Below are 26,652 nucleotides of genomic sequence, written 5' to 3'. Positions count from 1 at the left end.
TTGGATGAGACGTACAACCGCCGTACTGGAGTCGAACGAACCAACGAATCAGTGAAGGACTGCGGCCTCGGGCGAACGCACGCCCGAGGCCGCGTCCACGCACGGGCGCAGGTGTTTGTTGCCCTGTACCTTCGCCTCATCGTCGCTATTACCAACTACGAACGTGGAGACAATCCGGGAAGTACGATCATCACGGTGTGAGAAGAGTTCTATGACACCCTCATAACTGGGTCAAGAAGCCTTCTCAACCGCCTCCTCGCTACGAGGTTGTCCTCAAAACTGTTCGCGTAAGCGTTGACGATAAACTCCATCGACTTTGCAGTGAGGACTGTTCGAAGGCGGACTTCTCGATGAAGTTGATTGAACCCATCGCGTGTATTGCCCGACCTGTTCCTCTTTTATAACCTTCCCCCGGAAAATTGGTAATAGAAACACAGTCTGGTGTCTACGGCGGGTTACGACCTGCATTAAGTGGCTCATACGAGTCCGTGTGGTAGGCGACCCGCCAGAGCTTGAGGACCGCGCGAGTGACCAATTCTTCGGGAGACTGTGTGATACAGGACGCTTCGACCTCGTCTGGATCAGAACTCGCATCGGGCGGTGGATGATAGTGTTCTAATCCGGAGACGTGGATGTAATCTCCTGCGTGTGGGTGCTTTCCCCAGCGCAGATTCACTTCTTCCGTGTCCGTATAGTGGAACTTGTAATCATCTCGTGTCGTCCACTGGATGTCGATTCGGGCCTCCTCGGCCCCACACAGCCCGTCGTCAAGCATGACTTCGAGGACGGATGGATTAAGAAAGTCGTCGAGTTCAGCTGTCGCAAGTGGTTCCATCTCCTCGACGACGTCGCGAATCGTCAGCAGTGCCGGACGGTCCGTCGCCCCGCGGAGCGTATGGGGTTCCGCTCGGTCAGGAGCATCCTGCATCGCTCAGGCAGGGATGCTGTCGTCAGTCGAGCGCTGGTCAGTGTCGACGAACTGCTCGGCGTTGCCGATCGAGAGGGCAGCGTTCGCGAACGCGAGATTCCGGCGGAGCGTCTTCCACTCACGAATCGTCTCCGGGTCGATTTCGTCCTGTGGGGACCCGCCCTCGGTGAGAGCCTGATTCGTCTGGTTGACCGCTAATTCTTCGGGCGAGTCAACACCGAATTCAGACCGATACTCGGTGAGCTGTTCGCGCATCTCCTGGATGCGGGTGACGAGTTCGTCGGTCGAGACGTGCTCGAGGATGTCGGCAGCCTGTTCGACGACGAGCGATTCGGGTGAGCGGCGATAGAGCGTGCCGCCCTGTTCGCCGGGGGTCGTCTCGACAAATCCTTCGTCTGCGAGTGTGTTCAGGTGCTTGCGCGCGGTCTTTGGAGCGGTCCGTGCATCGTCAGCCACCGCATCAGCTGAAATGGGACTGTACGTATGCGCGACGACGTGTCGAATGCGCTCATAGGGCGTCGTTTCGGCCTCCCATTCCTCACCGACCGCCTCGTTGACGTCCCCAAACTCCTCCGGCGGGTTTCCGTCGCTCATGGGGAAACGCATGGGATGAAGGAACATAGTCCTTTGGTACATTTCTATATTACTTCTACTGGAGAGTACATCGACTGAATCCAACGATATGAATTCCGGAAACCGTTCAGAGAGAGTGGAGAACGGACAAACGGCCATAAAACACCAGTAGAGGGGGTCTTGAGGCCATACGTTGAAACCCGGAAACGACACGCCATCGCTTATCGACGACTCGAACGTCATAGAGACGTAGATGCCGTTCAGCATCGACTTCCTGGATGACGGCCGCGTCCTGGAGTGGGAGATAACCACCGACGGCGCCGTCGCGACCGAGCGCGATGACTACACTCCGCGCTTCTACGTCGCCGCTCGCGACCCAGCGCCTGACCTCGATCTCACGACGCTCCAGTCGGTGTACGACCAGCACCCGGACGTCGTCGCGACCGAGATGGTTACGCGACGCCCCGGCTTTCGACGAGACGAGGAACCAGTCCTCGCCGTCGACGTCGCCCACATCGACCGCGTCACTCCACTCGCCCGGCAAGCGCGCCAGCTGTCAGCCCATCCAATCGGGGATTTCGCCTGTTTCAACGTGGACTTCTCGCGAGAGTTCCGGTACTGTCTGGAGACCGGCGCCGATCCGACGCCGGCGAGCGAGCTGTCGACGCTCCAGCTTAGCGTCCCGGTGACCGAAACGAGCAACGACGTCTATGGGGAGCTGTCCGTCGCCGGCGACACCGTCACCGGCTCGCCGACGGATCTCCTGACCGCCGTCCAGAGGGCGCTCGACGCGCACGATCCGGACGTCCTGGTCTGTTCGACGAGCGAGATCGTCCCGACCCTGTACGAGATGGCGACGGACGCCGGCATCGACGACTTCTCGCTGAGTCGGTGGCCGGACGTCGACTACCAGCAGCTCGCGAGCCGGTCGACGTACTCGAGCTACGGCCGCGTCGGCCACTCGCCGGCACGGTACAACGTGCCCGGCCGGGCGGTCATCTTCCCCCGCGCAGAACCCTACTGTTCACAGCAAAAAAGAAGCGCGTTTGCTTGACTACCTACCATTATTGGTGGTAAACTGCTCCCCCCACATTCGTATTAATACTTTTAATGGTGGCGCTGTTTGTGAGGTACATGAAGGTCCGCCGCACCGTCCCGGTCAAACTCGACGTGACCGACGAACAGGCGGACCTGCTCCACGAGACGATTGACGAGTTCCTGTGGGCAGCCAATTACGTCGTGGACGCTGCGTGGGACGGCGAGTGGGCTGAAACCCGCAAGTCCGTTCTCCACGAGGAAACCTACGACGAGGTACGCGAACAGACACGACTCCACAGCAACCACGTCCAATCGGCTCGTGACCGTGCTGTCGATGCACTTGACAGCGTGGTCGCAAAGTGGTCGAAGGGCGAATACGCCTCGTTGCCGACGTTCACAACGCCGTTTTGCGAATACAACCAGCGCAACGCCACGTTCCACGACGACTACGCTTCGCTGTCCACGGTTAATGGCCGCGTCACCGTCGAGTACGTCTTGCCCGACAAGACCCGTGACACGCCCCACTCGAAGTACCTGCGTTCTGAAGAGTGGGAGACGACCGGCGCGACACTCCACTACCGTCGTGGCGATTTCTACCTCCACGTCCGAACAAAGGCGGACGTGGACGACCCCGAACCAGCCGAGAACGGAACGGTTCTCGGTGTAGATCTCGGGGTCGAGAACATCGCCGTCACCTCGACTGGTGCGTTCTGGTCTGCCGACGAACTCAATCACTGGCGAACGGAGTACGTTCAGCGCCGCAAGTCGCTGCAGGAGTGTGGTTCGCGGTGGGCCCACGAGAACGTCCAAGCGGTCGGACGCAAGGAGACAGGACGCTTCAAGCAATATCTCCACCGCGTAGCGAACGAACTGCTTGAACAGGCTATAGAGAACGGCTGTACGGTGATTGCCTTCGAGAACCTGACGGACATCCGTGACCGGATACCGAACGCGCGGAAGTTCCACGAATGGGCGTTCCGGCGACTGTACGAGTACGTCTCATACAAAGCCGAAGAACGCGGTATCCACGTCGATCAGGTGAATCCGAAGAACACGAGTCGGCGGTGTTCGTCGTGCGGGTTCACCCACAAGGGCAACCGACCATCGCAGGAGACCTTTTGCTGTCAATCCTGTGGGTATGAGAACCACGCCGACTACAACGCAGCCAAAAACATCGGCTATCGACTCCTTCGCAACCAAACTGGCGGCGAAGGAGGCGCACCCGTAGGCGTGCGCTTGAACAGCGGGATGTTGAACGCGAACGGTGTCAAATCCGTACCGGATTCGGTTAGAGCGGGAGTCCACGCTGAAAGCCCACGGCGTTAGCCGTTGGTTGACTTACCCGGTGTGACTGCCACAGCGACCGCGACGACGTCCCCGGCCTCGGGTACTCGATCTGCGACGACCGGGGCTACCTCGTCGACGTGCTACAGCCGATCATCGACGCGCGCGACGAGATCAAGGCGGCCATCCGTCGCGAGAAGGAACGGGACGACCCCGACGAGGACCGGCTGGCGGAACTCGAGGGGCGGTCCGGAGCGCTAAAGTGGATCCTCGTCGCCTGCTTCGGCTATCAGGGGTTCAGCAACGCGAAGTTCGGCCGCATCGAGTGCCACGAAGCAATTAACGCGTTCGCTCGCGATATCCTACTGACGGCGAAACAGCAGCTCGAAACTGGCGGCTGGCGCGTCGTCCACGGCATCGTCGACTCCATCTGGGTGACGCCGGACCCCGACGTCGACGACGATGACCGCGAAGACCTCCAGACGCTCGCAACGGAGATCACGGAACGTGTCGAGATTCGGCTCGAACACGAAGCTCACTACGACTGGGTGGCGTTCGTCCCGCAGCGCAAGAGCGACACCGGCGCGTTGACGAAGTACTTCGGGAAGGTCGCCGGCGACGACGACTTCAAGATCAGAGGTATCGAAGCCCGGCAGCGCTCGACCCCGCCGTTCATCGAGGATGTCCAGCGGGACTGTCTCGACCGGCTCGATGCCACGCGGTCACCGGACGCGGTGCTCGGACGGCTCGAACGAGCAATCGACGAACTGCAGGCGGGCAACGTAGCAGTAGAGCGGCTCGCCGAGCGGAACCGTGTCTCCAAACCCCTGGAAGGCTACTCACAGAATACCCAGAACGTGGCCGCCTTGAAGCGAGCCCGCGAGCAGGACCTGGCAGTCCACCCGGGCCAGGATATCGAGTACGTGGTCGTCGACGACGAGAAATCCTCGCGAGATCGTGTCGCCCTCGCCCACGAGGAAATCGAGACCTACGACGCCTCGTACTACGAAACGCAGCTGGTCAGAGCCGTCGAGAGCGTGCTTTCACCGCTCGGATGGGACCGAACGGAGATCCAGCGGGAACTTGCTGAGACTCGAAACACGAGTTTGTCCGCGTTCATCGAATTCGAGGAAGATTAACCAACACTATTGAGAAGTCGAGAGGATGTTGGTTAACGCGGGTAAGCGTGACTGAGATTTCGTATCCAGAAGTGGCATAACCAGGGCAGTGAGGTGTAGAAAACAACAGTATCCAGGGGTGCTCGAAGGAAAATTCCACTGGACTCGGATAGGGTTCAAGTTAGCAGCAGGTTCACCAACTCAAATCTAGGCCGGGAGTTCAGTCAAGTAACGCTTCAGGGATAGATCGAAGACGGACGTACATCGTACGTACAGGTGCAGCGCGAAAGAATAATAATTATACAGTTCAAGAACTCGATAAGGAATATGCACGACCTTACAGGATTTCAGCGAGATCTCCTCTACGTTGTTGCTGGATTAGATGAACCACACGGCCTCGCAGTCAAAGATGAACTCGAGGAGTACTACGAGTCCGAGATCCACCACGGCCGACTCTACCCGAATCTCGACACACTCGTCGACAAAGGCCTCGTCGACAAGGGGGAGCTTGACCAGCGAACAAACTTTTACACAGTGACGCGGCGTGGCGAGCGAGAAATTGCAGCCCGCCGTGAGTGGGAGAATCAGTACGTCGACCCAGAGGAGTAGACGATAGCAAGCCAAGTTCTGAGAGGAGTTATCGCTGCTTAACCAACCAAAACTACCTCACGGCACCGTCTCTACTGCGGGATTGTTTTAACCAACAGAGCTTCGATGATGCCGACGTTGTTGGTTAAGTTTGGGTGGTTCAGTACGAATCGCCGGTATACAGATGGAGACCCCTCTATCGATGTGTTCCTCGCGGGAGTCCAAGCAGAAAGGGTGAGGCACTGAGAGAATGCTAGGAATGGTCCGGCTCGAGGAAATAGACCAAGAATAGACAGACACCCCTCTATCGATGTGTTCAGTTCAGGGTGGTACGAGCGAAAAACCGAGCGAGAAGAGGATATTGGCGGATGTCAGATCCCTTTGGATTGGTTCAGCTGGTTCACGAGACGATACATGGCGGAATCAACGACACGAGACAGCCAAGAATTGTGTGCAGCAGAAAACGACAGATAACAGCGGTTGCAGAACACTTCGAACACTTCGATAGAGGTGTGTGTGTGTGTGTTTGTTCTAGAAAGCTAGAAGAGAAGAAGAGAAGAACAACCACTTTCTGGAGTCTCAATATTCCTGATTCAGTTCTTCTCTCTATGGAATCCCGGGAAATCGGCGTATATGGAACGTCTCGCCCTTGGTCCCAAATCGGCCGAATCGCTTCGAGTCGCCCCCACGCCGGATCACTCGAACACATCGATAGAGGGGTGTGTCTCTTCAGCAACTCCTCGAGGGGCTCGCCGACGGACGCTCTTGGAACACTTCGTTAGGCGCGTTTGGAAATAACCGTCGTAACGAGCTATACTGGCGCTATATCCGGGAATAAACACCTTAATACCCGAATCACACTTCGATAGGGGTGGGGAACATTTTTACTCTTGCTCTGTATGGGCTCGTACATGGGTATCGACGACTCCGATGGCTCCCCTCCTGATCCGGAGTCCCTAGACGACTCTACACAGATGGATCTCTCTACGGAGTCTTCTGCTTCCGAAGACGCTTCCGACACGGCCACCGACGAGGATAGCGAAAGCCCTTCTCAGTCGATCGAGGATATGCTGCTGGAATTCGACGAGCAAGACGGGCTCATCCGCGACCGCTCCCTCCTCGATCCCAACTACGTCGTTGAGGAGGATCGTATCGTCGGTCGTGACGAACAGCTCCAGGAGGTCACCAAGATGCTTCGCGTCGCCCTTGGCGACAACCGCCCACCAAACCTCTTCCTCTACGGGCCCTCCGGCACGGGCAAATCCCTCATCACCAAAGCCGTCTGCAAGAACATTAGTCGTATCTGCGACTCTCGAGACATCCAATTCGGGACTGTCGAAGTCAACTGTCAGGACCTCGACACCCTCGGCGTTGCTGTCTACGAACTTGCCCAACAGGCCGCCGACGAGGCTGGTGTTGACGTCGAGGTACCGAAGCACGGCGTCGCAACCAAGGAGAAATGGGACGAACTCTACCGAATCATCAACGAGAACTTCGACTCCGTCGTCTTCGTGCTCGACGAACTCGACATGCTCGTCGGCCGTCGCGACAAACAGGACCCCGCGTTCTCACGGCTGCTCTACCAGCTCTCGCGGGCCGGCGCTAGCGACGACCTCACCGCCTACATCTCCGTCGTCGCAATTTCGAACGACACGAAGATGATGGAAGCCGTTGGCAGTCGCGCGTTGAGCTCGTTCACGCCCGAAGACGTCCACTTCGACGACTACGACGCCAACCAACTGCAATCGATTCTCCGCCGGCGTCAGGACGCATTCCATGATGGCGTCGTCAAGGAAGAAGTCATCCCGCTGGCGGCTGCATTCGCCGCCCAGACACACGGGGACGCGCGGAAAGCCATCGACTTGATGCGCGTAGCTGGCGAGCTCGCCGAGCGTGAAGGTGACCAAAAAATCCGCGAGAAGCACGTCCGGATGGCCCAGGATAAGGTCGAGAAAAATCGGGTCCTTGAGGTCGTTCGTGGCATTAGCACGCAGAAGAAACTCTGCCTGTACGCGACTGCTTCCGTCGCAGCCCAGACTGACGGCGGGACCGCACGGAGCACGACTGGCTACAAAGTCTATCAGTACCTGACGGAATCAATTGACGCCGACCAATATCATCAGGAGACGTACGTGAACAAGATGAAGGAGCTGACGACGTACTCGCTGGTGGACTTCGAGCGACGGAGTCACGGCCCCAGCTCGGGGATGTTCCTCGAGTTCCAGTTCGGCGAGCGGCCGGAAACGATTTTGGAGACGCTTCGCGAGGACTCTCGCATCGAGATGGTTTCCACGGACGAGGTCAAATCGGTCGTCAAAGCTCAGGTCCGCAACGAGGCCTAACGAGCTTCTGAATCAGAGTTGTTGAATCTGTCTTGGAATCGTTTTCTTCCTGCTCATCTGTACAGAGTAGCTAGGATTGACTGAAGTTCTGCAGACACCCCTTTATCGATGTGTACTGGTTTGCCCTAACGTGCCACGCATGCAGCGGTTAACAAGCGGATGCATCCGAACAAGCAAGGTCCCTTGAATATCCGCGTACCTCACACCGTTATCGAAGTGTAATGTCGGGATAAGAGCGGTCTACCTATCGAGAACGCGGCTATGTGTGGCTAGCGGTTATGAATTCATTTGACTGCATTTGTCGTTTTTGGCCGAAATATTGTGAATTGATTGTCAATACGTCTGTTCTCGAAGACACACCTCTATCGAAGTGTTCTTGCACCACCACACACCTCTATCGATATGTTCGGTGCGGGCGAGGAACGACCTTCCTCCCCGGCGACAACTGACGGCGAGTCCCACATCAAAGCCACCGAAAGGCATCGCCTTTCGAGGTCTCAACGGAGCAACGCTCCGTCGGTGGCCCCTCCCTCAACGAGCGAGATCACTAGACCGAACGAAGTAGGGTAGGGTCGGTTACAGGGTACCAACACACTCGACGAGTTCGTCTTCAGTAGTCCACCGGCATAACCGACCGCCATCGTCCAGCATCTCGAAAATAGCCGTCTGCATACCGCTATACGGATTCTCACTCGTCACTCCGGTCTCAACGTCCTCTAGGTTGAGCGTTTCGTATTCGCGCTTGAATACGTGCGTTTTCGCGAAATATTCCTCAAGGGCCGTGAAGTAGCCCTGTTCGACCAGAAACCCTCCCTGAGCGTGTTCGGCGACACCGACGATCGTATCCGTATAATCGGCGAGCAGTCGGAACTTGAGATAGGTGTTCGTCCATTCGCTTCGGATGTCGACCATCAAAAATGCATACGCGCCGGGCCGTCGATTGAGGCGATCTTTCACGAGCTGGAGACGGCGAATCTCGGGTTGACCATAGCTGCCGAGGACAAAGTACGAATTCTCAGCCGAGAAGATCGGCGTCAGCTCCGCAACACTCTGTTTCAGCGCTTCGTACTCCTTCGGCGTGAGTGAGGTCTCGTGAAGATACTCGTCGGCCTTCGCAGCGAGTTCGTCAACAGTGACTGGTTCCTCACTCATCTACCCGAACGTACGCAGATAGGGTGCTTTAATGTGGCGACCTCATCATAGACCGATTCGCCTATACCTGATTCGTATTTGGGCGAAACGCTTTTGACCGGCCCACCCGAACAACGAAGTAATGAGTACCTCCGATCAGCTACCAAGCGAGCTCGAGTCCGTTCGGGAGCGACTCAACGTTGTCACCCAGGAGACGCGATTCGCGCTCCTCCAGGACATTCTTGGGCATCCGTCGGAACTACCGACGCTAAAGGAACTCGACTATGTCAACCCGAGCAAGAGCCGGACGACGATTCGCCAGCACCTCCAGCAGCTCGTCGACGCCGGCGTCATCGAGGAAGTGCTTCTGCCCGAGGACCGTCGGAAAAATGACCGCCCGTACAAGTTCTATGGGATCAGCGAGAGTGGTCGGCAGTTCCTTGAGGAACACAAGCTCCTTCGGGCACAAGATACGCTTCGAGAGATATACGACCGCGTAGAGAAGACCGAGGACATCAAACGGTACGAGACTGCCCCTCGACCCGAGCGCTGACAGCGCTAACTTTCATATCGTAGCTGGGGGCTTTCCGAACGGCTGATCTCACGATTGAGACGCAGCTCTGTCTAGTCGTCCGGATTGACCGGGCCTTTATATTTTGACTTCACCCGATCGCCGTCTCGCCACTGCCAGTAGTAGTAGCGATTGTCGTTGATTTCCTTGATCGTAATCGTTGCTTTGGCAGGGACGCCGTCCGGGAGATCGTCTGGTTGCTCTTCGACTTCCTCTTGATCTGCCGACTCCTCGAGACGGGCCTCTCGTTCCTTGTGCTCGGCGAGCGCTTCAGCGTACGTGGCAACGTCTCGGAGCTGCTCCGGGTCCGACTCGTTGAGCGTGTTGACGATCTCCGTCGGAAGGTTCGCCGGTGGGGTCGGGGGTTCGTCGGACATCGGCTACTCTCGTGTTAACCAACATGGGCCGGCAATTCATAGTATTGTTGGTTAAGATGGTCGCAGTACGTCTCCCTGCCCTGATAGTGCTATTCGAGAGAAAATCGATACCACCGAAGTCTCCCTCGCCGAGGTAGAATTGACCCTAATCTCCTCCAGCCGTAACAGTCTGTACTGAACGAGCGCTTCACACCTAGCTCTGGAATTATGCTTTCGTAGCGAACTACTATGGCATCGTCTGGCGAAACTACACCTACGCACCCATGTATGACCGGATTCTTCTTCCAGTCGACGACAGCGAATCCGTTGCCGAGGTTCACCGGCACGCTGCCGAGCTCGCCCGTCAGACTGGCGCTACCGTGCAGGTGTTGTTCGTTGCGGATACGAGTCGCGACAGCGTCAGTGTCATCGGTGGGGATGTCGTTGACGCCCTCGAACAGGAAGGCGAGTCAATTGTCGAGGATGCCGCGGGCACGCTCGCGTCACTGGACGTCGAGTACGGGACTGATGTCGTTCAGGGGAGTCCGGCCGAAACCATCGTTGAGTACGCTGACCAGTACGACTACGACCTGATCGTGTTGCCGACACACGCGCGCAGCGGGCTGTCCCGGTCCCTTCTGGGTAGCGTCACGGAGAAAGTTGTACGGTTGTCCAACGTGCCTGTTCTCACCGCTCGAATACGACCGGACGACCGGCTCGTATTCCCCTACGAGAATATCCTTGTGCCGACGGACGGTAGCGACACCGCGTTGCACGCTGCCGAGCACGCACTGGAGCTCGCAGCCACTGTTGACGCGACCGTTCACATCCTCTCAGTCGTCAACGACATTTCACTCGGGCCTGACGTTCGGTCCGTGTTGTCGACGGAAAAGCTCGAGCAGCCTGCACACGATGCCGTCGCGGCCGTCGCCGCGGCCGCCGAACGCTACGATGTGCCCGCGGTTCACACACATGCCGAACACGGCGCGCCGACAGATGCCATCAGAGCGGCTATCGACGACCACGCCATCGATGCGATCGTCATGGGCACGACTGGCCGCCGCGGCGTCAAGCGAATCCTCCTCGGGAGTGTCGCCGAGCAAACCGTCCGCACAGCACCAGTCCCCGTACTCACCGTCGCCAACCCCGAATAACTGCTCTACCGGTCGTTTGTGTGCCTATGAGAGAGTCCTCGGCAAGCCTTGGTGACGACCAGCCGATTCGGACGTCCACTTATCGAGCTTCCGCTCGATGATACTGGCCAGGTCGTGGGTTGCGTAGGTCGCGTCCTGAGAGGACTCGTGGACCTCCAGCTTGACCGGCTCCTGAGGTTGATCGCCTGCGTGAGGATTTCTCGGGTCTTGTTCTATAGCGCTTGGGGCGTGAGTTCGGTATCGAACGGCTCTATTGAATCCGCAGAGGGCGACGGGATTCACTGTTTAACGGCTTGTTCGACGTTGTAGACTGCGGCGGCGAGCACGATCTCACGGAACTGGCGGTACCAAGCCCGCGCTCGGACGGCGGAGCCGTACGAGCGCTTGATCACCGAGTTCACGGTTTCACACGCCGATCGCTGGTTGTAGAGATCATCGTCGATCCGCGCGTTGTGCGCGTGATCGTACGGCGCGAAGACGCGGTGCTTGATCAGCGGTCGGATGCCTTCTGCGCGAAGTACCTCGCGGAAGCTCATGTCGTCGTAGCCCTTGTCGGCGGCAAGGCTCCGCAGGTCGCCTGCGTTCCGCAGGGCGACCTGCGGGCCGACATTCGTCCCGTTTGGCCACTTCGCACTACAATGAACGTCGATAACCGCGCCCTGCGCGGTATCGACGAGAAACGTGGCTTGGACGGTCTGTACCTCACGGTTACACCGCTTGAGGTAGTGGTTCGACGCCTGTCGGCGGTCGAAGTAGGTGGCGTCGATGGCGGCGTGGCCGGATTGATCGAGCAGATCTGACGAGAGTCGGAGCAGCTCTCGCCAGATACGCATTGGAGCCCGATCGAACGATTTGCACAGCGCAGATGGGCCGGGGAACTCGCCGCGCTCGAGAACGAGCGCGGCTCGTACCCGCTCCATCTCCTCGGCCCAATCGAGGACTTCTTGGAGCGTGGCTTCCATGTGAAGCCGGAGAAAGTGCAGGACAGCGTGCTTCCAGCCAGCAACGCCATTGCCGGCTGGATGGCTGATCTGCATCAGCGCCGCATCAGTAAGTTTTCGTGCTATCGAGACAGCTTGTTTAACGAAGCGGAAGAGTACCTTTTGCACAACTGTACTCTCCCGCTTCACTTCCAACGTTCTGACGACTCGTCCCTACGCCGTCCGTGGATTCAATAGAGCCGTATCGAACTCTTCGCGTGACTACTAGTCGAGATCTTTTGAAGGATGTTCGCTGTGTCGAGAGGTTAGGCATTCTCGTGGTCTGCTGTCGTCGAGCCGTTCCCGAACACGTATTGGAGAGCGAAGCCGACGAGAAGTGCCGCGACGGTGAGTGTCGCGGCGAACGGATGATCAACTGACAGACCAACGGCAAGGAGGGCCAGAAACCCAAATGCAACAGCCGCAGTCAGAAGGCCGCCGGGAGCACGAAAAGTTGCGGTTACGTCGTCTCGATATATTCGGAAGCCGACGAATGATGCGATATTGATTGCGTATGGAAGGACGGTTCCAACGAGTGCGGCAAGGACGAGCCCGCCGACGACTTCTTTCCCGACGACAACCGCGGCTGCGCCGATGGCAACGCCACATAGAGCGACATACGGCGCATTCGTCCGGTCGCTCGTCGCGGCGAACACACTCGGGAACAAGCCGCGCTCAGCTAGTGCCTGAAGCACTCGAGCGGAACTCGTCATTCCGACTAACATCGTCGTGAAGATGGCGACAAGCGCGGCGACGGGGAGGACATAGTTTGCGAGCAGGGGAAGCCCTGCGTCGACGACGATTGCGGAGAGCGGTGCGACCATGACGAGATTCCCGCGCTGAAACGCGCTCGGTGCGACTGTGACGTGTAGCGCAACGACCACCGCAGTATAGCAGAGTGTTGTGAGGAGTAGACTGCCGAGGATCGCCCGCGGGATCGTCCATTCGGGTCGCTTTACCTCGCCGGCGGCCGCCGGGACAACAGTCCACGCTCCATACCCAGTAATGGCAATCCCGATTGCGGCGAGGAACTGTGTTCCTGTCCCGGTGAAAAACGGTGTCGCGTTTGTTGGTTCACCATTTGCGATCCCAACCGCTGCGACGACTCCAAGAACGGTGAGGATGAATGTGGTGAGGATGAGGTTCGTACGTTTTGTCACGTCAATTCCGGCGAGGGTGACACTGAGGCTTGCCCCAATCGCGAGTAACCCGAAAAGAACCGTATAGGAGCGAACGCCGGTCAGTGGCGGAATCGCTCCCAAATAGTTCGCGACATACCACGCTGAGACGGCGACGCCGAAGGTCCAGCCCAGTGCGTAAGATGCCCCCTCTAGGTAGGAGAAAAACCGTCGTACAAATCGGTTCGAACCCAGCGTTTGCGCTGGGTAGACTGCTGGGCCACCGGATTGGGGGAAGGCAGTCGCCAGCTCAGTATAACAGAGCGCGATGCTCGCCATGCCGACACCAGCAACGAGCCAGCCAAGGATTGCTGCTGGCCCAATCCACTGGCCAGTGAATGCCGGGAAAAAGAACACCGCAGATCCGATCATCCCGCCAACGCTCAACAATAGGAGATCACGGAGCCCGACCGTCCGTGGGGGTTCGCTTGAGCCAGCTTCTTGAGGCACAGTTCTGCTTTATCGACGTGTCACTACCACTTTTCGTTCCGGATTCCCCAACTGGTGTGAATTCCAAATTTCAGATTATCTGTCGGAACGTGTCTTCAGCGAATTAAACTATTGAGACAATTCAACTGTAACTCATTTCTGATACGAATTTCCACCAACTGCCGGAACATGGCTAGAACTACCGCAGCCATCGAAAATCACTCACCCTGAACAGTTCCTGCGGAGCCATCATCGGTTTCAGGGATCGGCCAGAATGACGCCTGAATTGTCGTGAGTGGCGAGAACATCGGGTACTTGGGGTAGTAACGCGTATGGACCCGTATGGCGGATGAGACGGGTTCGACGGTGCACTGTGAGTTTGAGCAGCCGTGTAATCTCCTCGCTGTGCTTGATGATCTTGGAATTGAGTATCTCGATGTGGACGCGGAACGGACGATTGCGATCTATCAGTCCGCGATTCTTATGCTCGCTGTCTCTGACGGTGATTTCGAAGCTGTATCGAGCCTTGATATTGAACTCCGGGAGCCTCCTGTCCACGAAACAATCGCTGGCCCGGGTGAATTACTCGATACATTCCTTGAGGAAGTCACTACGACGAGTGCTATCACGCGGTGAACTCAGATAGATCTCGAAGTCGCCACGGCTGCGCGCTTGGGTTCCTTTACGAGACCCGCAAAATTCACTCCGCCGGCGAACGCAGCCATCTTTATACGGGGAGCAGGCGCAATACCACGGCCTTCAGGCCGTGGATACACGCCGTCACTCAGTGCCACGTTCCACCGACAAATTGCAGAGCCGAGTCTCCAATCCATACGTTGAAATGCCAAGAACCGCTATACGTCGGTAAGGTCAGGTCGGAACGGAGCGGATTCCGAACGACCGTCGGAGGCGGCCTGTCCGCCCACGTAACGAGGCAGTATACGAAAGACAGGCGGTGACCGCCGCATTCTAGAAGAGTGTGGTCGCGTGCCGCCTGTTTCAGCAACCTCACGATACCTCCAAGTCTGTTGACGCTAACTCAGAGTTCGCCGGGCAAAAACAACCACGAACGCTGACGACGCCGAGGATAGGAGTACCAGCCGTTTGGCACGGCTAACCAGCCACCGACCACGACGACTGGGTTAGATGCGAACTCCCGTAAAGTGGCGGCGTCCCTGGTTGCAAACCTGAAACTCCCACCGCTCGGGATTCCTCCGGCTATAGTGATTAACGAAACTTCTGGGTGAACTGGGATGAGGACTCAGTCGAAGAAAGCCTCTCCACCTTATCTCTGGCACGTGGAGTACCCAAAACTTCTGTGAACTACTAAAGCCGGAGGAGGATGTCAATGGTTGGACGAGCAGCGTATTTCCTTCGTCTGAGGTGACCGGGCCGTTATACTGGGAGTGGACCCCCTCCCCGTCCCGCCACTGCCAGTAGTTGTCGCGACCGTCGTTGATCATCGCTTTCGACGGGATGTCATCCGGGGGATCGTCCGGTCGCTCTTCGACCTCGTCTTGATCTGCCGACTCCTCGAGACGGGCCTCTCGTTCCTTGTGCTCGGCGAGCGCTTCAGCGTACGTTGCAACGTCTTGGAGCTGCTCCGGGTCCGACTCGTTGAGCGTGTTGACGATCTCCGTTGGAAGGTTCGCCGGTGGGGTTGGGGGTTCGTCGGACATCGGCTACTCTCGTCTTAACCAACAAAACACACTAATGCATAGTTTTGTTGGTTAAGACGATGGAGACGGTTCTCGTGCCTGCTGACTGTAACATTACTCGAAACTTCTTTATATAGTAGTTTCGTACTATGTTACACCGTGCTCCGGCGCATCGAACTCGAGGTCCTCGCCACGGTCGACCGCGGCGACACGATCTCCGAGCTCGCGACGAAGCTCGACCACAGCGAGAGCTACCTCTCCCGTGCCGTCGCCGACCTCGTCGAAAAGGGACTCGTCTACACGGAACGCGACGGCCGCCGAAAACGAGTCATCCCGTCAGACGCTCGTGCCGTCGAGCTCTACCAGGACCTCGTCCGCCAGCACTCCCACATCGACTTCCCCGAGCTGCTGACCGGGAAGACACTTGAGGTGCTGTACTACCTCGACCAGCCGCGAACCGTCTCCGAGATCGCCGACCGGAGCGACAACTACCGCAACACGGTCAACCGCGTCCTCAAGCGGTTTCGCGACCGTGGGCTCGTCGGGACGGCCGACGGCCACTACGAGTTCAACGCCGACTTCGACCGCCTCCACGAGTTCGCCCGGGAACTCGCACACCATCTGCATCGCCACCGCCTCGAAGCCGTCGCCCCGAAGGGGACGATTCTCTGGGAGGACTACGACGAATTCCTCACCCAGACCGAGACGGAGATCGAGGCAGAGGGGTTCCACGAAACCGGCCTCGCTCGGTTCGCGGGCTTCGACCTCCAGTTCCTGCTCACCGGCCACCGCTACTACTTCTACTCCGAGGATCTCGACGCAGTCTCGCCGGCGGAGCTCTGCTGTCACACGCTGCTGATCGACGACGGCAGCCGTCACCGCTCGTACTGTCTCCTCCTGCTCAGCCACGTCGACGTCGACGAGGCGGACCTCCGAGAGCAGGCGGCGAAGTATGGCCTCGAAGACGAAATCGACGCCTTGCTGCGCTACCTGGAGACGCACGGCGAGGTCGACGACGACCGGCTCCCGGAGTGGGACGAGTTCCAGGAGCTGGCGGCTGACTACGAGGTGCCACTACCACAATGAGACCAACATTCGGACGTGAGTACATCGAGAACGAATTTCAGCGGATCGGGGACGGGCTATCTGAACCGCTCACGGTCTACCTGATCGGTGGTGGCGCGATGTCGCTGCGCGACCTCAAAGGGGCGACGAAAGATATCGACCTGGTCGTCCCGGATGGCGACGCGTACGGTCAGCTGTGGGCCGTCCTGATGGACCTCGGGTATGCGGAGGTCCAGTCGCTGGATCCAGATTACCGGGCGCTTGGCGCGACGAGCTGCGTCGAGAACGACGACGGGTGTCGTCTCGACATCTTCAACCAGCAGGTCGCGAACAAGCTCGTGCTCACCGACGGGATGCAAGAGCGCAGCGAGCCGTTCCTCGACACGGATCGACTGACGGTCCGGCTGGTCAGCAACGAGGATATCTTCCTGTTCAAGGCGATCGCAGGCCGTGACGACGACATCGAGGATATGAATATGCTCGTGCAGGCCGGTCTCGATTACGACGTCGTCCAGGCTGAACTCGAAGCTCAGATCGAACGCCTGGGTGACGATCAGTTCGCCACGTTCGCGAACAAGGCCCTGGTCGAACTCGAGGAGCGGTACGGGGTGACCACGCCGATCGAGGGCCGCGTCCAAGAGCTCACGAACAGGTACTACCGGGGGCTCGAAGTCCTCCAGGAACTCGATGAACCGATGACGGTCGACGAACTGGCCGTCGAATTAGATCTGGATGCCGCTGACGTTGGCGAACGGATCGAGTATCTCCAGAAGTTCGACCGAGTACGTCAAAATGGCAATACAGTAAGACCAGTAGAGTAGATGAAAATAGCATCCTGAATCTGTTGAAAGCTGCGGAAGTGTCTATATGGACCAGTGTTACTTCCTTAAGACAGATCGTCTACAATCAACCGATCAACAGGGAAACGTGTATCAGGGATCCACAATATCTCCTGAGTATGCCGTGTTCTGATTGCGGGTCTTTGCTCTGCCTATCTAAAACTGATACAAATTCGTTATTTTGTCCGGAGTGTACGGGTTACCGTGTTGAATCTCAACCCGTTCTTGATGCGAAAATCAACTGGTATCTAAAAGATTTTTTAACTGAACAACGGATCGATCGTCTGCTTACTGAATACTCGAAACAGAGCTTAACATACAAACGAGCCTGTCATAGAAGAGTTCACATGGTTCGCTAAATCAACTTAGACGAATTGAGACCGTTGTACACTTAGTGCACGCCGTTTTAAGCTTGTTTTAGCTATGGCGAAAGAGAAGTTCGGCGTCGCTGTTGACGAGGAAATCGTGCGAGAAGTGGATGAATTGGTCGCTGAGTGTGACGATCTCGGAGCCAGCCGCTCCGAGATCGTCGAGGCCATCCTCACAGCGTTCGTTCAATCCGAGACGAATCACGTAGAACAGGTGCGAGAAATCATTATTCGGAAACGAAAGGGCACTCTCTGACCGATTTTAAGATCCGTGCACCAAGTGCACGAGCTTCTAAGATAATATCTTCCTATAATAGTAAACAAAATAATCATTATGTGTGAATAGTTCTATGACACGCTCGTCCAGCTACAGCTAAGATGGAAGGCGGCCGTCTGGACGGGGAACGCGCCCCCGTTTGATCTCATGATCGACGCGACGCAGGTGCTTGCAGCCGCCCTCGGGTGAGCGCTGCTGCCAGTCGGGACAGGTACACGATTCGTCGATGACGTCGACTTCGTACCTGTTGCCTGACGCGGACTGCACCTCGTAGCGGCCACCTTTCGAGAGGAGTGAGACGTCCATCGCTTCGGCGACGGCACGCCTCGTGCGGGGCTCGAGTTCGTCCCGCGACTGTGCGTTCTTGTTGACGACCAGTCGGTCGCGAACGTCGCCTGTTCGGCCACCGTCGGGAGCGACGGCTTCCGCAGGGCCACTGAGCCGCTCGTGGAGCACTTCCTCCTCCGGATGGCCTTCCGGCCACAGGTAGTGGACCTCGCGGCGCTCGAGATGGTCGTAGAAGCCGCACGCCGCTGCGCTCTCGGTCCAGACGCGCCAGGCCACGAGCGCGGCCATCACGTCAACGATGTCGCGCGGAACCGTCTGGTGGTCGTCCGGGAAGAACACCCGGAAGCGGGTACACGCCTCCTGCGGCGGGACGGTCTCCCACCAGTCTTCGCTGGAGCCCCAGCTGTCGTACATCGCCTCGTCACTCCCGCAGCCGACGGTCATGCCGTCGATCGGTGTCCAGTCTGCTGGGAGGTGGTCCGACTTGCCTTCGAGCACCCGGAGGACGGCGTATCGGAGGTACTCGTGGGCTTGGTTGTCTGTCGTTCGAGCGACCTGGTCGTGCTGCTCGGCAACGTGCTCGGCTTCCACGAGGACTGTCGTAAGATAGGGTTCAGTCATCACCGACGGAGGTCAGAACGCGCCTCCGCCCCTCTGGGGGCGCTGAAAAACCGCTCTTATGTAGAATTACGGAAATCCCCGATAACGAGACAATCAACGATTGACTCGGTGGGTTCGCCAGTCAGAGTGAGTGACCGAACGATGCCGAAGGTGTGAGCGGCCTGTTCCAAGCCCTGCTTGGACAGGCCGCGGAACTTCCGCAGCCACGGCTGGATGAGTGAAAACAGGCACTCAGCTTGGTTAATATGGAGGCCCTCTGGCGATACGTACCGCTCCTTGTGGACGACCGTTCGGTGATCACGCTCCATTTCTCGGTAGGCTTGGAGTCCGTCGGTCCAGACCTCTCCCAGTGGCTGGGAGAGGTCTTCAACCTCTTGGATTACTGGTTCAAGATCGCCGCTGTAGTCGATGCCGAGTTGGCACGAATCACGCGAAGCGAGTCGCGGCACGCCGCGACGAGCGTCAACTGATCACCGTGACGCCCTCGCCAGCGTGAGCGGCCTGTCTGTGACGAGCCGCCGCGCGAACGACTGTTCCGCGGCGGCTCTTGTCCTTTGTACCCCGAACAGACCTTCCCAGACTCGTCGACTTGCGTCGGTCCATCGATGGCCTGGTCGAGGAGGCTCCAGACGACGGGGAAGCCGCGCTGAACCGCGGCTTCCACCTCTCGAATCGCCGTGTGAACGGTTTTGTAGGTTCGACCGAGCAACGGTGCGATCTGGTTGATACTGAGTAACGTATCGGCGTTCCGTAGGTAAAAAACCGGCTTAAAATTACAGTCACGGCACCAGATACGGTCGATTTCTTCCCACGTGACGATGCTCTGATGACCGCACTGTGGACAGGACGTATTCTCCCAGAACTCCTTGAGTCGCCGCTCGATGCCCGCATCGAGCGGCTCAGTATCGATCTCAACGACGCCCAGCTCAATCAGCTCTCGAAACATCGCTCCGAACGCCGGCTGAGCAGAAGACAAACTCCTAGATTATGGCTGGTTCAGTGTAACTACAGGGTCTTTCCGCAGCTCTACACAAGAGCGGACATTCTTAACCAACACACCAACCCAATAAGCCCGGATAGTTGGTTAACTTAAGGTTCGATCGACGAGCTTGCTGCTGGAAAACAGCCGAACATCGACCGGAGTAGCACGCAGAAAACTTATTCCCGGCCTCGAAGGAGTCGTACTCGTGACAGAACCCACGTCATCCGCTGGTTGCCCTAGTGGACCAGCGAAGCCCTCCACCTCTCCGAACCAGCATGCCGGCTGAGCAGTCTCGCCGCGCGTGTGTCCGAAACACTCTCACACGCTGGTTTCGCGTCGATTCGCGCACGCTCGCAGCGTTCCGCATCGCGCTCGGCGCGCTCTTACTCGCGGATCTCGCGTTACGAATGCGCCACCTCCGCACGTTCTACACTGGTGCTGGCGTGCTTCCACCGAGCACGCTTGCAACCGCGTTCCCAACGCTGTCCCGTCTGTCGCTCCACGCCGCTTCCGGGTCCGCATGGCTACAGGGCGTGTTGTTCGCAGCTGCCGTAGTCGCCGCGCTTGCCCTCCTAGTCGGCTATCGAACGCGTGCCGCAGCAGTCGTCTCATGGCTACTGCTCGTATCACTACACGCGCGCAATCCTGTCATACTGGGTGCGGCGGACTCGATTCTTCGCCGTCTCCTCCTCTGGGGGGTGTTCCTGCCGCTCGGCGCGCAGTGGTCCGCGGACGCGCATCGGACGACCTCCGACTCACCCGAACAGGTCGCAAGCATCACGACGGCCGCGCTCTTGCTACAAGTCGTCGCAGTATATGTCGTGAATGGCGTACTCAAGTTCCGCGGCGACACGTGGCTGGCTGGCGACGCCATTCGATACGTGTTCCAGACCGAGGCGTACGCGCTCCCGCTGGCGGACGCGCTCGCCAGCCACCCTGGGCTGCTCACGGTCCTTTCGCACGGGTGGCTCGTGCTGCTCGTCGCGTCACCCCTACTCGTAGTGTTCACGGGCCGGGCACGCGTCCTGCTCGTCGCCACGTTCGCCGCTGCACACGTGGGAATGGCTGCATCGATGCGCCTGGGCCTGTTCCCGTTCGTCTCGCTGGTGGCGCTGGTCCCCTTCCTCCCGGGATGCGTCTGGGACCGTATTCCAGCACACGGCTGGACACCGACGGCAGCCTTCGACAGAGCGCTTCCGAGGCTTCCACGCCCTCGCATTCCGTCCAACATCGCCGCGACAGCACGCACCACTGGCACGGTCGTCGTCACGTGCCTCCTCGTCGTGCTGGTGGCATGGAACGCAGCCGCGCTTGGCTACGTTGACGCTCCGGAGTCAGGCACCGTCAGCCCACAGGAACACCGTTGGGACATGTTCGCACCGGAGCCACGCCATGCGACGGTCGCGTACGACGCGACCGGTGAACTGGCATCAGGAAGTCGTATCGATATTGCTGACGGTGGGCTCGACGGCGTTCGCTGGCGAACATATCTGTTCAGCCTCGAGCAATCCGAGAGCGAATTACAGGCGGCGTTCGGAGCGTACCTCTGCGATCAGGGTCGTGAGGTGAACGCGACCTTGCAGACGGTGAATGTGACCTACAAGAAGCGAATCGTCGAACTCAACGCGCCGGGCGTGACCACGACCACGCAGTACACAGTGGGGTGTGACGCGACCACGGAGGCCAACGGTCAGTAGGACGGCTAGCGTGGGATGGATACACACGGGCCGCCCCGCTGGCGAATATGACTGACCGAGACTGCATCCGGGAGCTGGACGACGCCACTGTGAGCAAGATTACGGCGGGCGCGGTCGTCAAGCGGCCCGCGCACCGAACTTCCAGTACATCGGATAAGCCTCCGAGAATTTGTGTCGGGTACAGCAATATCGGACGGGGGGCCAGCTCTTTGGATAGACGGGGCCGTCAGCAGAAACGGAGCTGCGTGGGAGCGACGTCACCCAGGGTTCAAGGTTAGTTAGCCAACAATTAGCCTCAAACTACCAAGTTGTTGGAGCGCTGGGCAGAGTTCCGCCGGGCACTGCGGCGTCGCGACCAGCCGCGATTTGACCGGCTGTTCGAGTACGCGCTCTTGGCGGCATTCGAGAACGTCGAAGAGGTGGCAGAACTGATGCGAGAGGACGGGTACGGTGAATTCGATTTGGACCGCCGTCTTTCACTTTCACCCCGCACACCGCTGGGGTTTTATACGCTGAACAGGCGCAATACCACGGCCTTCAGGCCGTGGATACGCGCCGTCACTTGTGCTAACAGCCCGCCGTTCAAACGCTTTCCCCGAGTTTCCCACAGTGACGTTTAAGTGATAGGCCGGCCTACTGAGGAGTAGGAATCGGTCGGGACGGAGCGGATTCCGAACCGTCCTTCGGAGGTGGCCTGTCCACCCACGTAACGAGGTCGTTCGAAAATCACTGATTTTCGTGATCACGAGAGACGTCGTCTCTCGGACGACAGTATCCGAAAGGGCAGTCGGTGAACACACATGCTAGAAGCGTGTGCCCGTGCCGACTGCTCAAAGCAAACCAGACGATACCCCCAAGTCCGTTGATGCTTGCCGGCGTCCCCGTGGCAAAAACAACACAGGGACGCCGTACACGGTTGAGGATAGGGGTACCGGCGGCTTGGCACCGCCAGCAGTCCACCAGCCCGATACCGTGGGACTACCCGTGCCCGAAAGGGCTGGTAGTCCGGTGATTGGACTGCACACCTGAAACTCCCACCGCTCGGGATTCCTCCGCGTTTACGCGGAGGAGGATGTCAACCGGCGTCCTCCAAGCTGTCGTATACTCGATGCGAGACTTCGAAGTCGGCGGACGATACCGAAGCCGGTCGGTCGGATTTGACGGCACACAACGTGATGGCGTAGTCGTCACTGTCGGCATCTCAGTCACGAGAAACGAGGAGGCGTTACTACTCGAGGACCTCTACCAGTCCCTCCACACCCACGGGTACGACCCCTTCCGAACGAAGAGCCGCGATCTCACACTCCCGCCAGGGGAAGTTATCGACGTCCTCAAACGCTGTAACGGAGAGATTGGAATTTACTATCACACGGACGGCGTGAATCTCGGATTCGCAGAGCCGACTCACTCCGCAATGCTCCTTCAAGATCTGGAGGCCCCGCCGAACGATACGGTAGCCATCGTCGACGGCGCCGACGGCTACGCGAAGAAGTTGTACCGGGCAGCCGACGGCATGGGACTCTCCCCGCCTCCAGTTGCCCACTGCCCGCAGTCCGAACTCTACTTCCCCCATCTACTCCTCGCTGATCTCGCCGCCGGCGTCATAGCCGACAAGTTGAACCAAAACAGGACTGCGTTCTACGGAACCACGACGTCTGACCCAATTCAGGTGTTGGACGACACGACACCCAGCTCCTACCAAGGGGACTGGAACAAGGGCTACGAGTCAGTCGCGAGGCAGTCGGGGAGGACTCCGGAGCCCCCGTTCATCCAGCGCCGAGCGGATACTGTTCGTGAACGCGTTGCCTGCTGGTTCCACGGCTACTTCGGGACGACAAACGGGCCTGCCCCGGACAGTGACAGCGTCACTCCAGTGATCAGTCGACTGCAGAATCTCGAGTGTAGAGAAGTCGCTACGTGGCTGAGCTCCGTATGAAGGAAGGCACGGGTTCCCACCTCCGCCACCGTATCTCCACGGGTCCTGTCCGGGAAAGCCTCTTTTGGTTATCTACGTACTCTCGTACGTTCAATTCTAGCTCCCGTTTGGCCCGCGTGTTACCGTCTCCGGCAGCGGCGGTGCGATGGGCTTCAAACGCCGGTGCCTACGGCGCTCCACTTGGGATATGGTATCCCGTAATTAAATAATTAACGCAGTACTGTACGGTACTCCGAATCACAGCGGCTTCCGCGGATAATCGCAGTTGAAGAAGCCCATAAGAACTGAAGCCGACACAGGTCCATCCCAGTCTCTCAGACTGCGTTTCACGGACGAGAAGGCTAACGACCCCAGGGAGTGAACTAGCGACGTAAGAGATGCCCGCGACGGACCTGGAAATTGCCCTGGAGAAAGTCGATGCAGACACCTTCGAGAAACTCGCCACGGACATCCTCAGCGAACGCGGATACGACGTCTCTCCCACGGAAGGTACCGGAGCTGACGGCGGTCGTGACGCGGACCTCCGCCGCAACGACGAAACCGGCGTCGCACACTTCACTACTCGCAACGACTGGCAGCGAAAGCTCAGGGAAGACGCCCAGAAAACAGTCGACCGCGACCTCGACCGGGACTTCGTCGTCTTCGTCGTGAATCAGTCCCCCGAGCCGCCACGTGTCGTCGACGAGGCCACCGCCCAGCTCCAGGACGAATACGGGTTCCCCGTCACGATTCTTACCCGCGGTGACCTCCGCACCCAGTTGACCACGCAGAGCCCACATCTCGCCGACGTCCATCTGGGTATCGATTCGTCGAAGCCAACAACTGAGCCGGTCGAGGAGATGAAGGAGCTGAAGGCTGACCGCCTCGATCTAATACAGGAGCGTTCGAACGCACTCCCGAACCCGCTCCCGAGTGGTCCGTGTGCAGTCCTCCATCTGTTCCCCCTCGGAATGTTTAGTACCGATTACGGGGTCCGCCCCTCCGAACTGCCGGCGCCGCCAATCTTCGAGGGAAAGCGCGCGTCGTTTCTCGGGAAAGCCGTTGGAGATGGCGTCGTCTCCGTGAACGACCGCTTTGGAAGAGAACGCCCCCAGTACGTCTACCTCTCCGAGCGAGGATATATCGAGGCCGTAACGACGCTACCGTTCAGTCATGGGTCCGTGGGTGCGTTCGCGTCGCCGGAGCCGGATACTGTCGATCCAGAGATCGACCGATATCTGATGGGGGTGCTTCCGAACTCCCTGGCGACGTTAGCAGACCTCGGTGCAGAACCGCCGGTGTATGCGTTCATCTCATTACTTGACGTCGAGGACTACGAGTTCCCGTCGTCGCTCCGCGGGAAGGGATTATAGATGACGTCGCGGCCGTTTAGCCAGCGTGTCGAGCCAAAGTACAGTATCTTAGGAACGATGGACGACACCGGCCAGGGGCTGCAACCAAGTCTGGACCGGCTCTGGCAGCGTGCAGGTCGCGAGCATGGGTCGCCACACTTCCCGAACGACACCTGAAGTTAGCCGTAGTCGCCAATACGGTTTCTTTATTCAGAGTGAGAGCTGAAACAGTCGGTAAGTACAGAGGGAACACTTATCGCCGGTTACAGCATATCGATTGTATGTCAACTATATCGGACAAATCCGAATTTTGGGATACGATGTTGCGAGGTTTTGCGATGGGTCTGGCTGTCGGTACTGGAATTGGTGTGATAGATGGGAACTTGGTAATGTGGATGGCTGTAGGTACGGTCTGCGGAATCGCTCTTGGGTTCGGATGGAACCACAGGGAACAACAGGGATACTAATTCGCTGTATCGGCTCAGGAAGATTCGGTGAATTCGCAGTCCTACTGACCGGCTGTTTCACTTCCAATCAGATGGTGAGAACCATCTCAATCTGGGGTAGCTTCGGTAAGTTCCTACGCTCGACATATAACTAAGAGATATAATAGAGATGAAAATGTTTCTAAGTGGGATTAAAACCGCCTTCTTTTGAGTGGACATCGACTGAGTGGATAACCCTCAAAATTCGATACTATTTCACTATCTTATCACTTATAAATACAATCATAGAAGTTGGTAAATACGGGATTATTGACGTAGATTTCTGTCTCTGCCTGGGTTCAAAATGTTGATCTATGACCCGCTAGCGATGCCAACTTCAAGTAGAATATAGTTGGTGAAACCGCAATCGTTACTAACAGCAAGTAGAGCTAGCTGTACACAACTGGTAACCTATACTTGGATAATATCTCCATATAACGTACCTTTTTCTGGTAAAAGTAATATTTAGAAGATTATGGCCCGCAACTAAATTATAGAATATATTCAATAACGGAGAAGCAGTGTTTCTAGTTGATGGGGTCTTTTGGAGAACGTCTTTCGTGAATTGAACCCCGATTTCATGATTGACAGCGATAGGACAAATACCATAAATCAGATATTTTAGTAAACCAGTTATAATTCTTTACTGTTTAGAAGCAGCTCTATCTATGCCGATTAAGTAATAGCAGATTTATACCTACAAGCCTCCATAACTGGTGAATTTGGCGAAATAGAACTGAAGGTGAGCGCTGGAGGAGATACCTATTCAGCCGGCAATTATTCTCCATCAGTGTCCTCATTACAATTGTAGGTGTGTAATTTCAGTTCTAGCGAACCATCCCCGATACTTATATTGAAGAAATCCGTCTCAAGAAATAATGAAGCGGCGTGCATGTCTTTTCAGTGGCCTGGGTTTGATGACGGTTCTAGGCGGCTGTTCGACAGCTCTTGGTGGCAACTCCACATCAAGCGTCCTGAAGACAACAGAGACGCAGACATCCGAATCCTCACCTTCTACCTCCTCTTGCCCAACAACCACTCCCAACTCACCTAGTTCTCAGACTCCTGCAACGAACCGGCCAACAGACACCCCAACAAAGACACCTACTACAACCGTTCAAGCATTCTATGAGGCGTTGTATGCAGGTGACGCCGACACAGCGAATGCACTTCTACATGAGGACAGCCCAATATCCGAACATACGCCTGAGGAGATCTCGAACCTCGATACCTTCCAATATCGCCTCACCAATATCCAAGAGAACCAAACACAACCCAATCGGGTAACCGTATCATTTACGTTTATTCGGCTCTGGTGAATCGCCAGAAGGCGTTCGATTTCACTGTTTCACGGATCGCTTGATGTTGTAGACCGCACACATCAGGACGATCTCACGAAATTCACGGTACCACGCTCGGGCACGCACCGCGTGGC

At 57.6% G+C, this 26,652-nt stretch carries 20 protein-coding genes and 5 pseudogenes; 15 read left to right on the top strand and 10 right to left on the bottom strand.

The window, feature by feature from the left end; all coding sequences use genetic code 11:
• Positions 1–201: transposase (locus LPA44_RS17025; RefSeq protein ID WP_230890684.1), on the top strand; the 201-nt coding region annotated here is incomplete at its 5' end.
• Between the two features lie 244 nt (positions 202–445).
• Here LPA44_RS17025 and LPA44_RS17020 read toward each other — a convergent pair.
• Both LPA44_RS17020 and LPA44_RS17015 read right to left on the bottom strand, forming a co-directional pair.
• Positions 446–928, bottom strand: a complete 483-nt coding sequence (locus LPA44_RS17020) for a hypothetical protein (protein WP_230890683.1) — start codon at positions 926–928, stop codon at positions 446–448.
• Positions 929–931: 3 nt separating this feature from the next.
• The gene (locus tag LPA44_RS17015; RefSeq protein ID WP_230890682.1) at positions 932–1,522 is read right to left on the bottom strand and encodes a DUF7342 family protein; all 591 of its coding nucleotides are present in this window, start codon (positions 1,520–1,522) and stop codon (positions 932–934) included.
• A gap of 232 nt (positions 1,523–1,754) precedes the next feature.
• Between LPA44_RS17015 and LPA44_RS17010 the strand changes: the two are divergent.
• The 5 genes and pseudogenes from LPA44_RS17010 to LPA44_RS16990 form a co-directional block, all read left to right on the top strand.
• Positions 1,755–2,501: pseudogene (locus tag LPA44_RS17010) on the top strand (type B DNA-directed DNA polymerase); the annotation flags it as partial.
• 134 nt (positions 2,502–2,635) lie between these two features.
• Entirely contained in the window at positions 2,636–3,865 is a 1,230-nt protein-coding gene (locus LPA44_RS17005; protein ID WP_230890681.1) for an RNA-guided endonuclease InsQ/TnpB family protein, read from the top strand.
• A 17-nt stretch (positions 3,866–3,882) separates the two neighbouring features.
• Positions 3,883–4,962, top strand: a pseudogene (locus tag LPA44_RS17000) (type B DNA-directed DNA polymerase); the annotation flags it as partial.
• Between the two features lie 306 nt (positions 4,963–5,268).
• On the top strand, positions 5,269–5,550 hold the full coding sequence (locus LPA44_RS16995) for a PadR family transcriptional regulator (RefSeq protein ID WP_230890680.1): 282 nt from the start codon (positions 5,269–5,271) through the stop codon (positions 5,548–5,550).
• Between the two features lie 890 nt (positions 5,551–6,440).
• Positions 6,441–7,871 carry an orc1/cdc6 family replication initiation protein gene (locus LPA44_RS16990; protein WP_230890679.1) on the top strand — a complete coding sequence of 477 codons (1,431 nt, stop codon included), beginning with the start codon at positions 6,441–6,443 and terminating at the stop codon, positions 7,869–7,871.
• Between the two features lie 576 nt (positions 7,872–8,447).
• On the opposite strand, the gene LPA44_RS16985 is transcribed toward LPA44_RS16990, so the two are convergent.
• A complete protein-coding gene (locus LPA44_RS16985; RefSeq protein ID WP_230890678.1) occupies positions 8,448–9,023 on the bottom strand; it encodes a hypothetical protein in 576 nt (191 codons plus the stop codon).
• A 121-nt stretch (positions 9,024–9,144) separates the two neighbouring features.
• On the opposite strand from LPA44_RS16985, the gene LPA44_RS16980 reads away from it, so the two are divergent.
• The gene (locus LPA44_RS16980) at positions 9,145–9,555 is read left to right on the top strand and encodes a helix-turn-helix domain-containing protein (protein ID WP_230890677.1); all 411 of its coding nucleotides are present in this window, start codon (positions 9,145–9,147) and stop codon (positions 9,553–9,555) included.
• A gap of 71 nt (positions 9,556–9,626) precedes the next feature.
• On the opposite strand, the gene LPA44_RS16975 is transcribed toward LPA44_RS16980, so the two are convergent.
• Entirely contained in the window at positions 9,627–9,950 is a 324-nt protein-coding gene (locus LPA44_RS16975) for a hypothetical protein (RefSeq protein ID WP_230890676.1), read from the bottom strand.
• A gap of 263 nt (positions 9,951–10,213) precedes the next feature.
• On the opposite strand from LPA44_RS16975, the gene LPA44_RS16970 reads away from it, so the two are divergent.
• A complete protein-coding gene (locus LPA44_RS16970) occupies positions 10,214–11,083 on the top strand; it encodes a universal stress protein (RefSeq protein WP_230890675.1) in 870 nt (289 codons plus the stop codon).
• Between the two features lie 278 nt (positions 11,084–11,361).
• Here the strand turns inward: LPA44_RS16970 and LPA44_RS16965 are convergent, their stop codons facing one another.
• The gene (locus LPA44_RS16965; RefSeq protein ID WP_230890674.1) at positions 11,362–12,192 is read right to left on the bottom strand and encodes an IS5 family transposase; all 831 of its coding nucleotides are present in this window, start codon (positions 12,190–12,192) and stop codon (positions 11,362–11,364) included.
• Between the two features lie 137 nt (positions 12,193–12,329).
• Positions 12,330–13,691 carry an APC family permease gene (locus LPA44_RS16960; RefSeq protein ID WP_230890673.1) on the bottom strand — a complete coding sequence of 454 codons (1,362 nt, stop codon included), beginning with the start codon at positions 13,689–13,691 and terminating at the stop codon, positions 12,330–12,332.
• Between the two features lie 321 nt (positions 13,692–14,012).
• Here LPA44_RS16960 and LPA44_RS16955 point away from each other — a divergent pair, with 321 nt between their 5' ends.
• Entirely contained in the window at positions 14,013–14,306 is a 294-nt protein-coding gene (locus tag LPA44_RS16955) for a hypothetical protein (RefSeq protein ID WP_230890672.1), read from the top strand.
• 737 nt (positions 14,307–15,043) lie between these two features.
• Here LPA44_RS16955 and LPA44_RS16950 read toward each other — a convergent pair.
• Positions 15,044–15,349, bottom strand: a pseudogene (locus LPA44_RS16950) (hypothetical protein); the annotation flags it as partial.
• A 138-nt stretch (positions 15,350–15,487) separates the two neighbouring features.
• Between LPA44_RS16950 and LPA44_RS16945 the strand changes: the two are divergent.
• The 3 genes from LPA44_RS16945 to LPA44_RS16935 all read left to right on the top strand — a co-directional run bounded on the left by LPA44_RS16945 (position 15,488) and on the right by LPA44_RS16935 (position 17,856).
• Positions 15,488–16,414, top strand: a complete 927-nt coding sequence (locus tag LPA44_RS16945; RefSeq protein WP_230890671.1) for a helix-turn-helix transcriptional regulator — start codon at positions 15,488–15,490, stop codon at positions 16,412–16,414.
• Positions 16,411–17,214, top strand: a complete 804-nt coding sequence (locus tag LPA44_RS16940; protein WP_230890670.1) for a DUF6036 family nucleotidyltransferase — start codon at positions 16,411–16,413, stop codon at positions 17,212–17,214. The genes LPA44_RS16945 and LPA44_RS16940 overlap by 4 nt, the downstream gene beginning before the upstream one ends.
• 441 nt (positions 17,215–17,655) lie before the next feature.
• A complete protein-coding gene (locus LPA44_RS16935; protein WP_230888175.1) occupies positions 17,656–17,856 on the top strand; it encodes a ribbon-helix-helix protein, CopG family in 201 nt (66 codons plus the stop codon).
• 117 nt (positions 17,857–17,973) lie between these two features.
• Here LPA44_RS16935 and LPA44_RS16930 read toward each other — a convergent pair whose 3' ends face one another.
• Positions 17,974–18,786 (bottom strand): hypothetical protein, encoded by an 813-nt coding sequence (locus tag LPA44_RS16930; RefSeq protein ID WP_230890669.1) that lies wholly within the window; start codon positions 18,784–18,786, stop codon positions 17,974–17,976.
• Between the two features lie 56 nt (positions 18,787–18,842).
• A pseudogene (locus LPA44_RS16925) lies at positions 18,843–19,762 on the bottom strand (IS1595 family transposase).
• A 281-nt stretch (positions 19,763–20,043) separates the two neighbouring features.
• Between LPA44_RS16925 and LPA44_RS16920 the strand changes: the two are divergent.
• The 3 genes from LPA44_RS16920 to LPA44_RS16910 all read left to right on the top strand — a co-directional run bounded on the left by LPA44_RS16920 (position 20,044) and on the right by LPA44_RS16910 (position 24,753).
• Positions 20,044–21,465 (top strand): HTTM domain-containing protein, encoded by a 1,422-nt coding sequence (locus LPA44_RS16920; protein ID WP_230890668.1) that lies wholly within the window; start codon positions 20,044–20,046, stop codon positions 21,463–21,465.
• 1,072 nt (positions 21,466–22,537) lie between these two features.
• The gene (locus LPA44_RS16915) at positions 22,538–23,401 is read left to right on the top strand and encodes a hypothetical protein (RefSeq protein WP_230890667.1); all 864 of its coding nucleotides are present in this window, start codon (positions 22,538–22,540) and stop codon (positions 23,399–23,401) included.
• Between the two features lie 377 nt (positions 23,402–23,778).
• Positions 23,779–24,753, top strand: a complete 975-nt coding sequence (locus LPA44_RS16910; RefSeq protein WP_230890666.1) for a restriction endonuclease — start codon at positions 23,779–23,781, stop codon at positions 24,751–24,753.
• 1,804 nt (positions 24,754–26,557) lie between these two features.
• Here LPA44_RS16910 and LPA44_RS16905 read toward each other — a convergent pair.
• A pseudogene (locus tag LPA44_RS16905) lies at positions 26,558–26,652 on the bottom strand (IS5/IS1182 family transposase); the annotation flags it as partial.

This window comes from Halobacterium sp. KA-4 (assembly GCF_021028995.1).
GTDB lineage: Archaea > Halobacteriota > Halobacteria > Halobacteriales > Halobacteriaceae > Halobacterium.
This window is presented reverse-complemented; position numbering and strand designations above follow the sequence as displayed.

Bases quoted from the DNA above. Each gene is read 5' to 3' on its own strand.
- LPA44_RS17020 (WP_230890683.1), bottom strand. From the start codon at position 928: ATGCAGGATGCTCCTGACCGAGCGGAACCCCATACGCTCCGCGGGGCG.
- LPA44_RS17015 (WP_230890682.1), bottom strand. From the start codon at position 1,522: ATGAGCGACGGAAACCCGCCGGAGGAGTTTGGGGACGTCAACGAGGCG.
- LPA44_RS17005 (WP_230890681.1), top strand. From the start codon at position 2,636: ATGAAGGTCCGCCGCACCGTCCCGGTCAAACTCGACGTGACCGACGAA.
- LPA44_RS16995 (WP_230890680.1), top strand. From the start codon at position 5,269: ATGCACGACCTTACAGGATTTCAGCGAGATCTCCTCTACGTTGTTGCT.
- LPA44_RS16990 (WP_230890679.1), top strand. From the start codon at position 6,441: ATGGGTATCGACGACTCCGATGGCTCCCCTCCTGATCCGGAGTCCCTA.
- LPA44_RS16985 (WP_230890678.1), bottom strand. From the start codon at position 9,023: ATGAGTGAGGAACCAGTCACTGTTGACGAACTCGCTGCGAAGGCCGAC.
- LPA44_RS16980 (WP_230890677.1), top strand. From the start codon at position 9,145: ATGAGTACCTCCGATCAGCTACCAAGCGAGCTCGAGTCCGTTCGGGAG.
- LPA44_RS16975 (WP_230890676.1), bottom strand. From the start codon at position 9,950: ATGTCCGACGAACCCCCGACCCCACCGGCGAACCTTCCGACGGAGATC.
- LPA44_RS16970 (WP_230890675.1), top strand. From the start codon at position 10,214: ATGTATGACCGGATTCTTCTTCCAGTCGACGACAGCGAATCCGTTGCC.
- LPA44_RS16955 (WP_230890672.1), top strand. From the start codon at position 14,013: ATGGCGGATGAGACGGGTTCGACGGTGCACTGTGAGTTTGAGCAGCCG.
- LPA44_RS16940 (WP_230890670.1), top strand. From the start codon at position 16,411: ATGAGACCAACATTCGGACGTGAGTACATCGAGAACGAATTTCAGCGG.
- LPA44_RS16935 (WP_230888175.1), top strand. From the start codon at position 17,656: ATGGCGAAAGAGAAGTTCGGCGTCGCTGTTGACGAGGAAATCGTGCGA.
- LPA44_RS16930 (WP_230890669.1), bottom strand. From the start codon at position 18,786: ATGACTGAACCCTATCTTACGACAGTCCTCGTGGAAGCCGAGCACGTT.
- LPA44_RS16920 (WP_230890668.1), top strand. From the start codon at position 20,044: ATGCCGGCTGAGCAGTCTCGCCGCGCGTGTGTCCGAAACACTCTCACA.
- LPA44_RS16915 (WP_230890667.1), top strand. From the start codon at position 22,538: ATGTCAACCGGCGTCCTCCAAGCTGTCGTATACTCGATGCGAGACTTC.
- LPA44_RS16910 (WP_230890666.1), top strand. From the start codon at position 23,779: ATGCCCGCGACGGACCTGGAAATTGCCCTGGAGAAAGTCGATGCAGAC.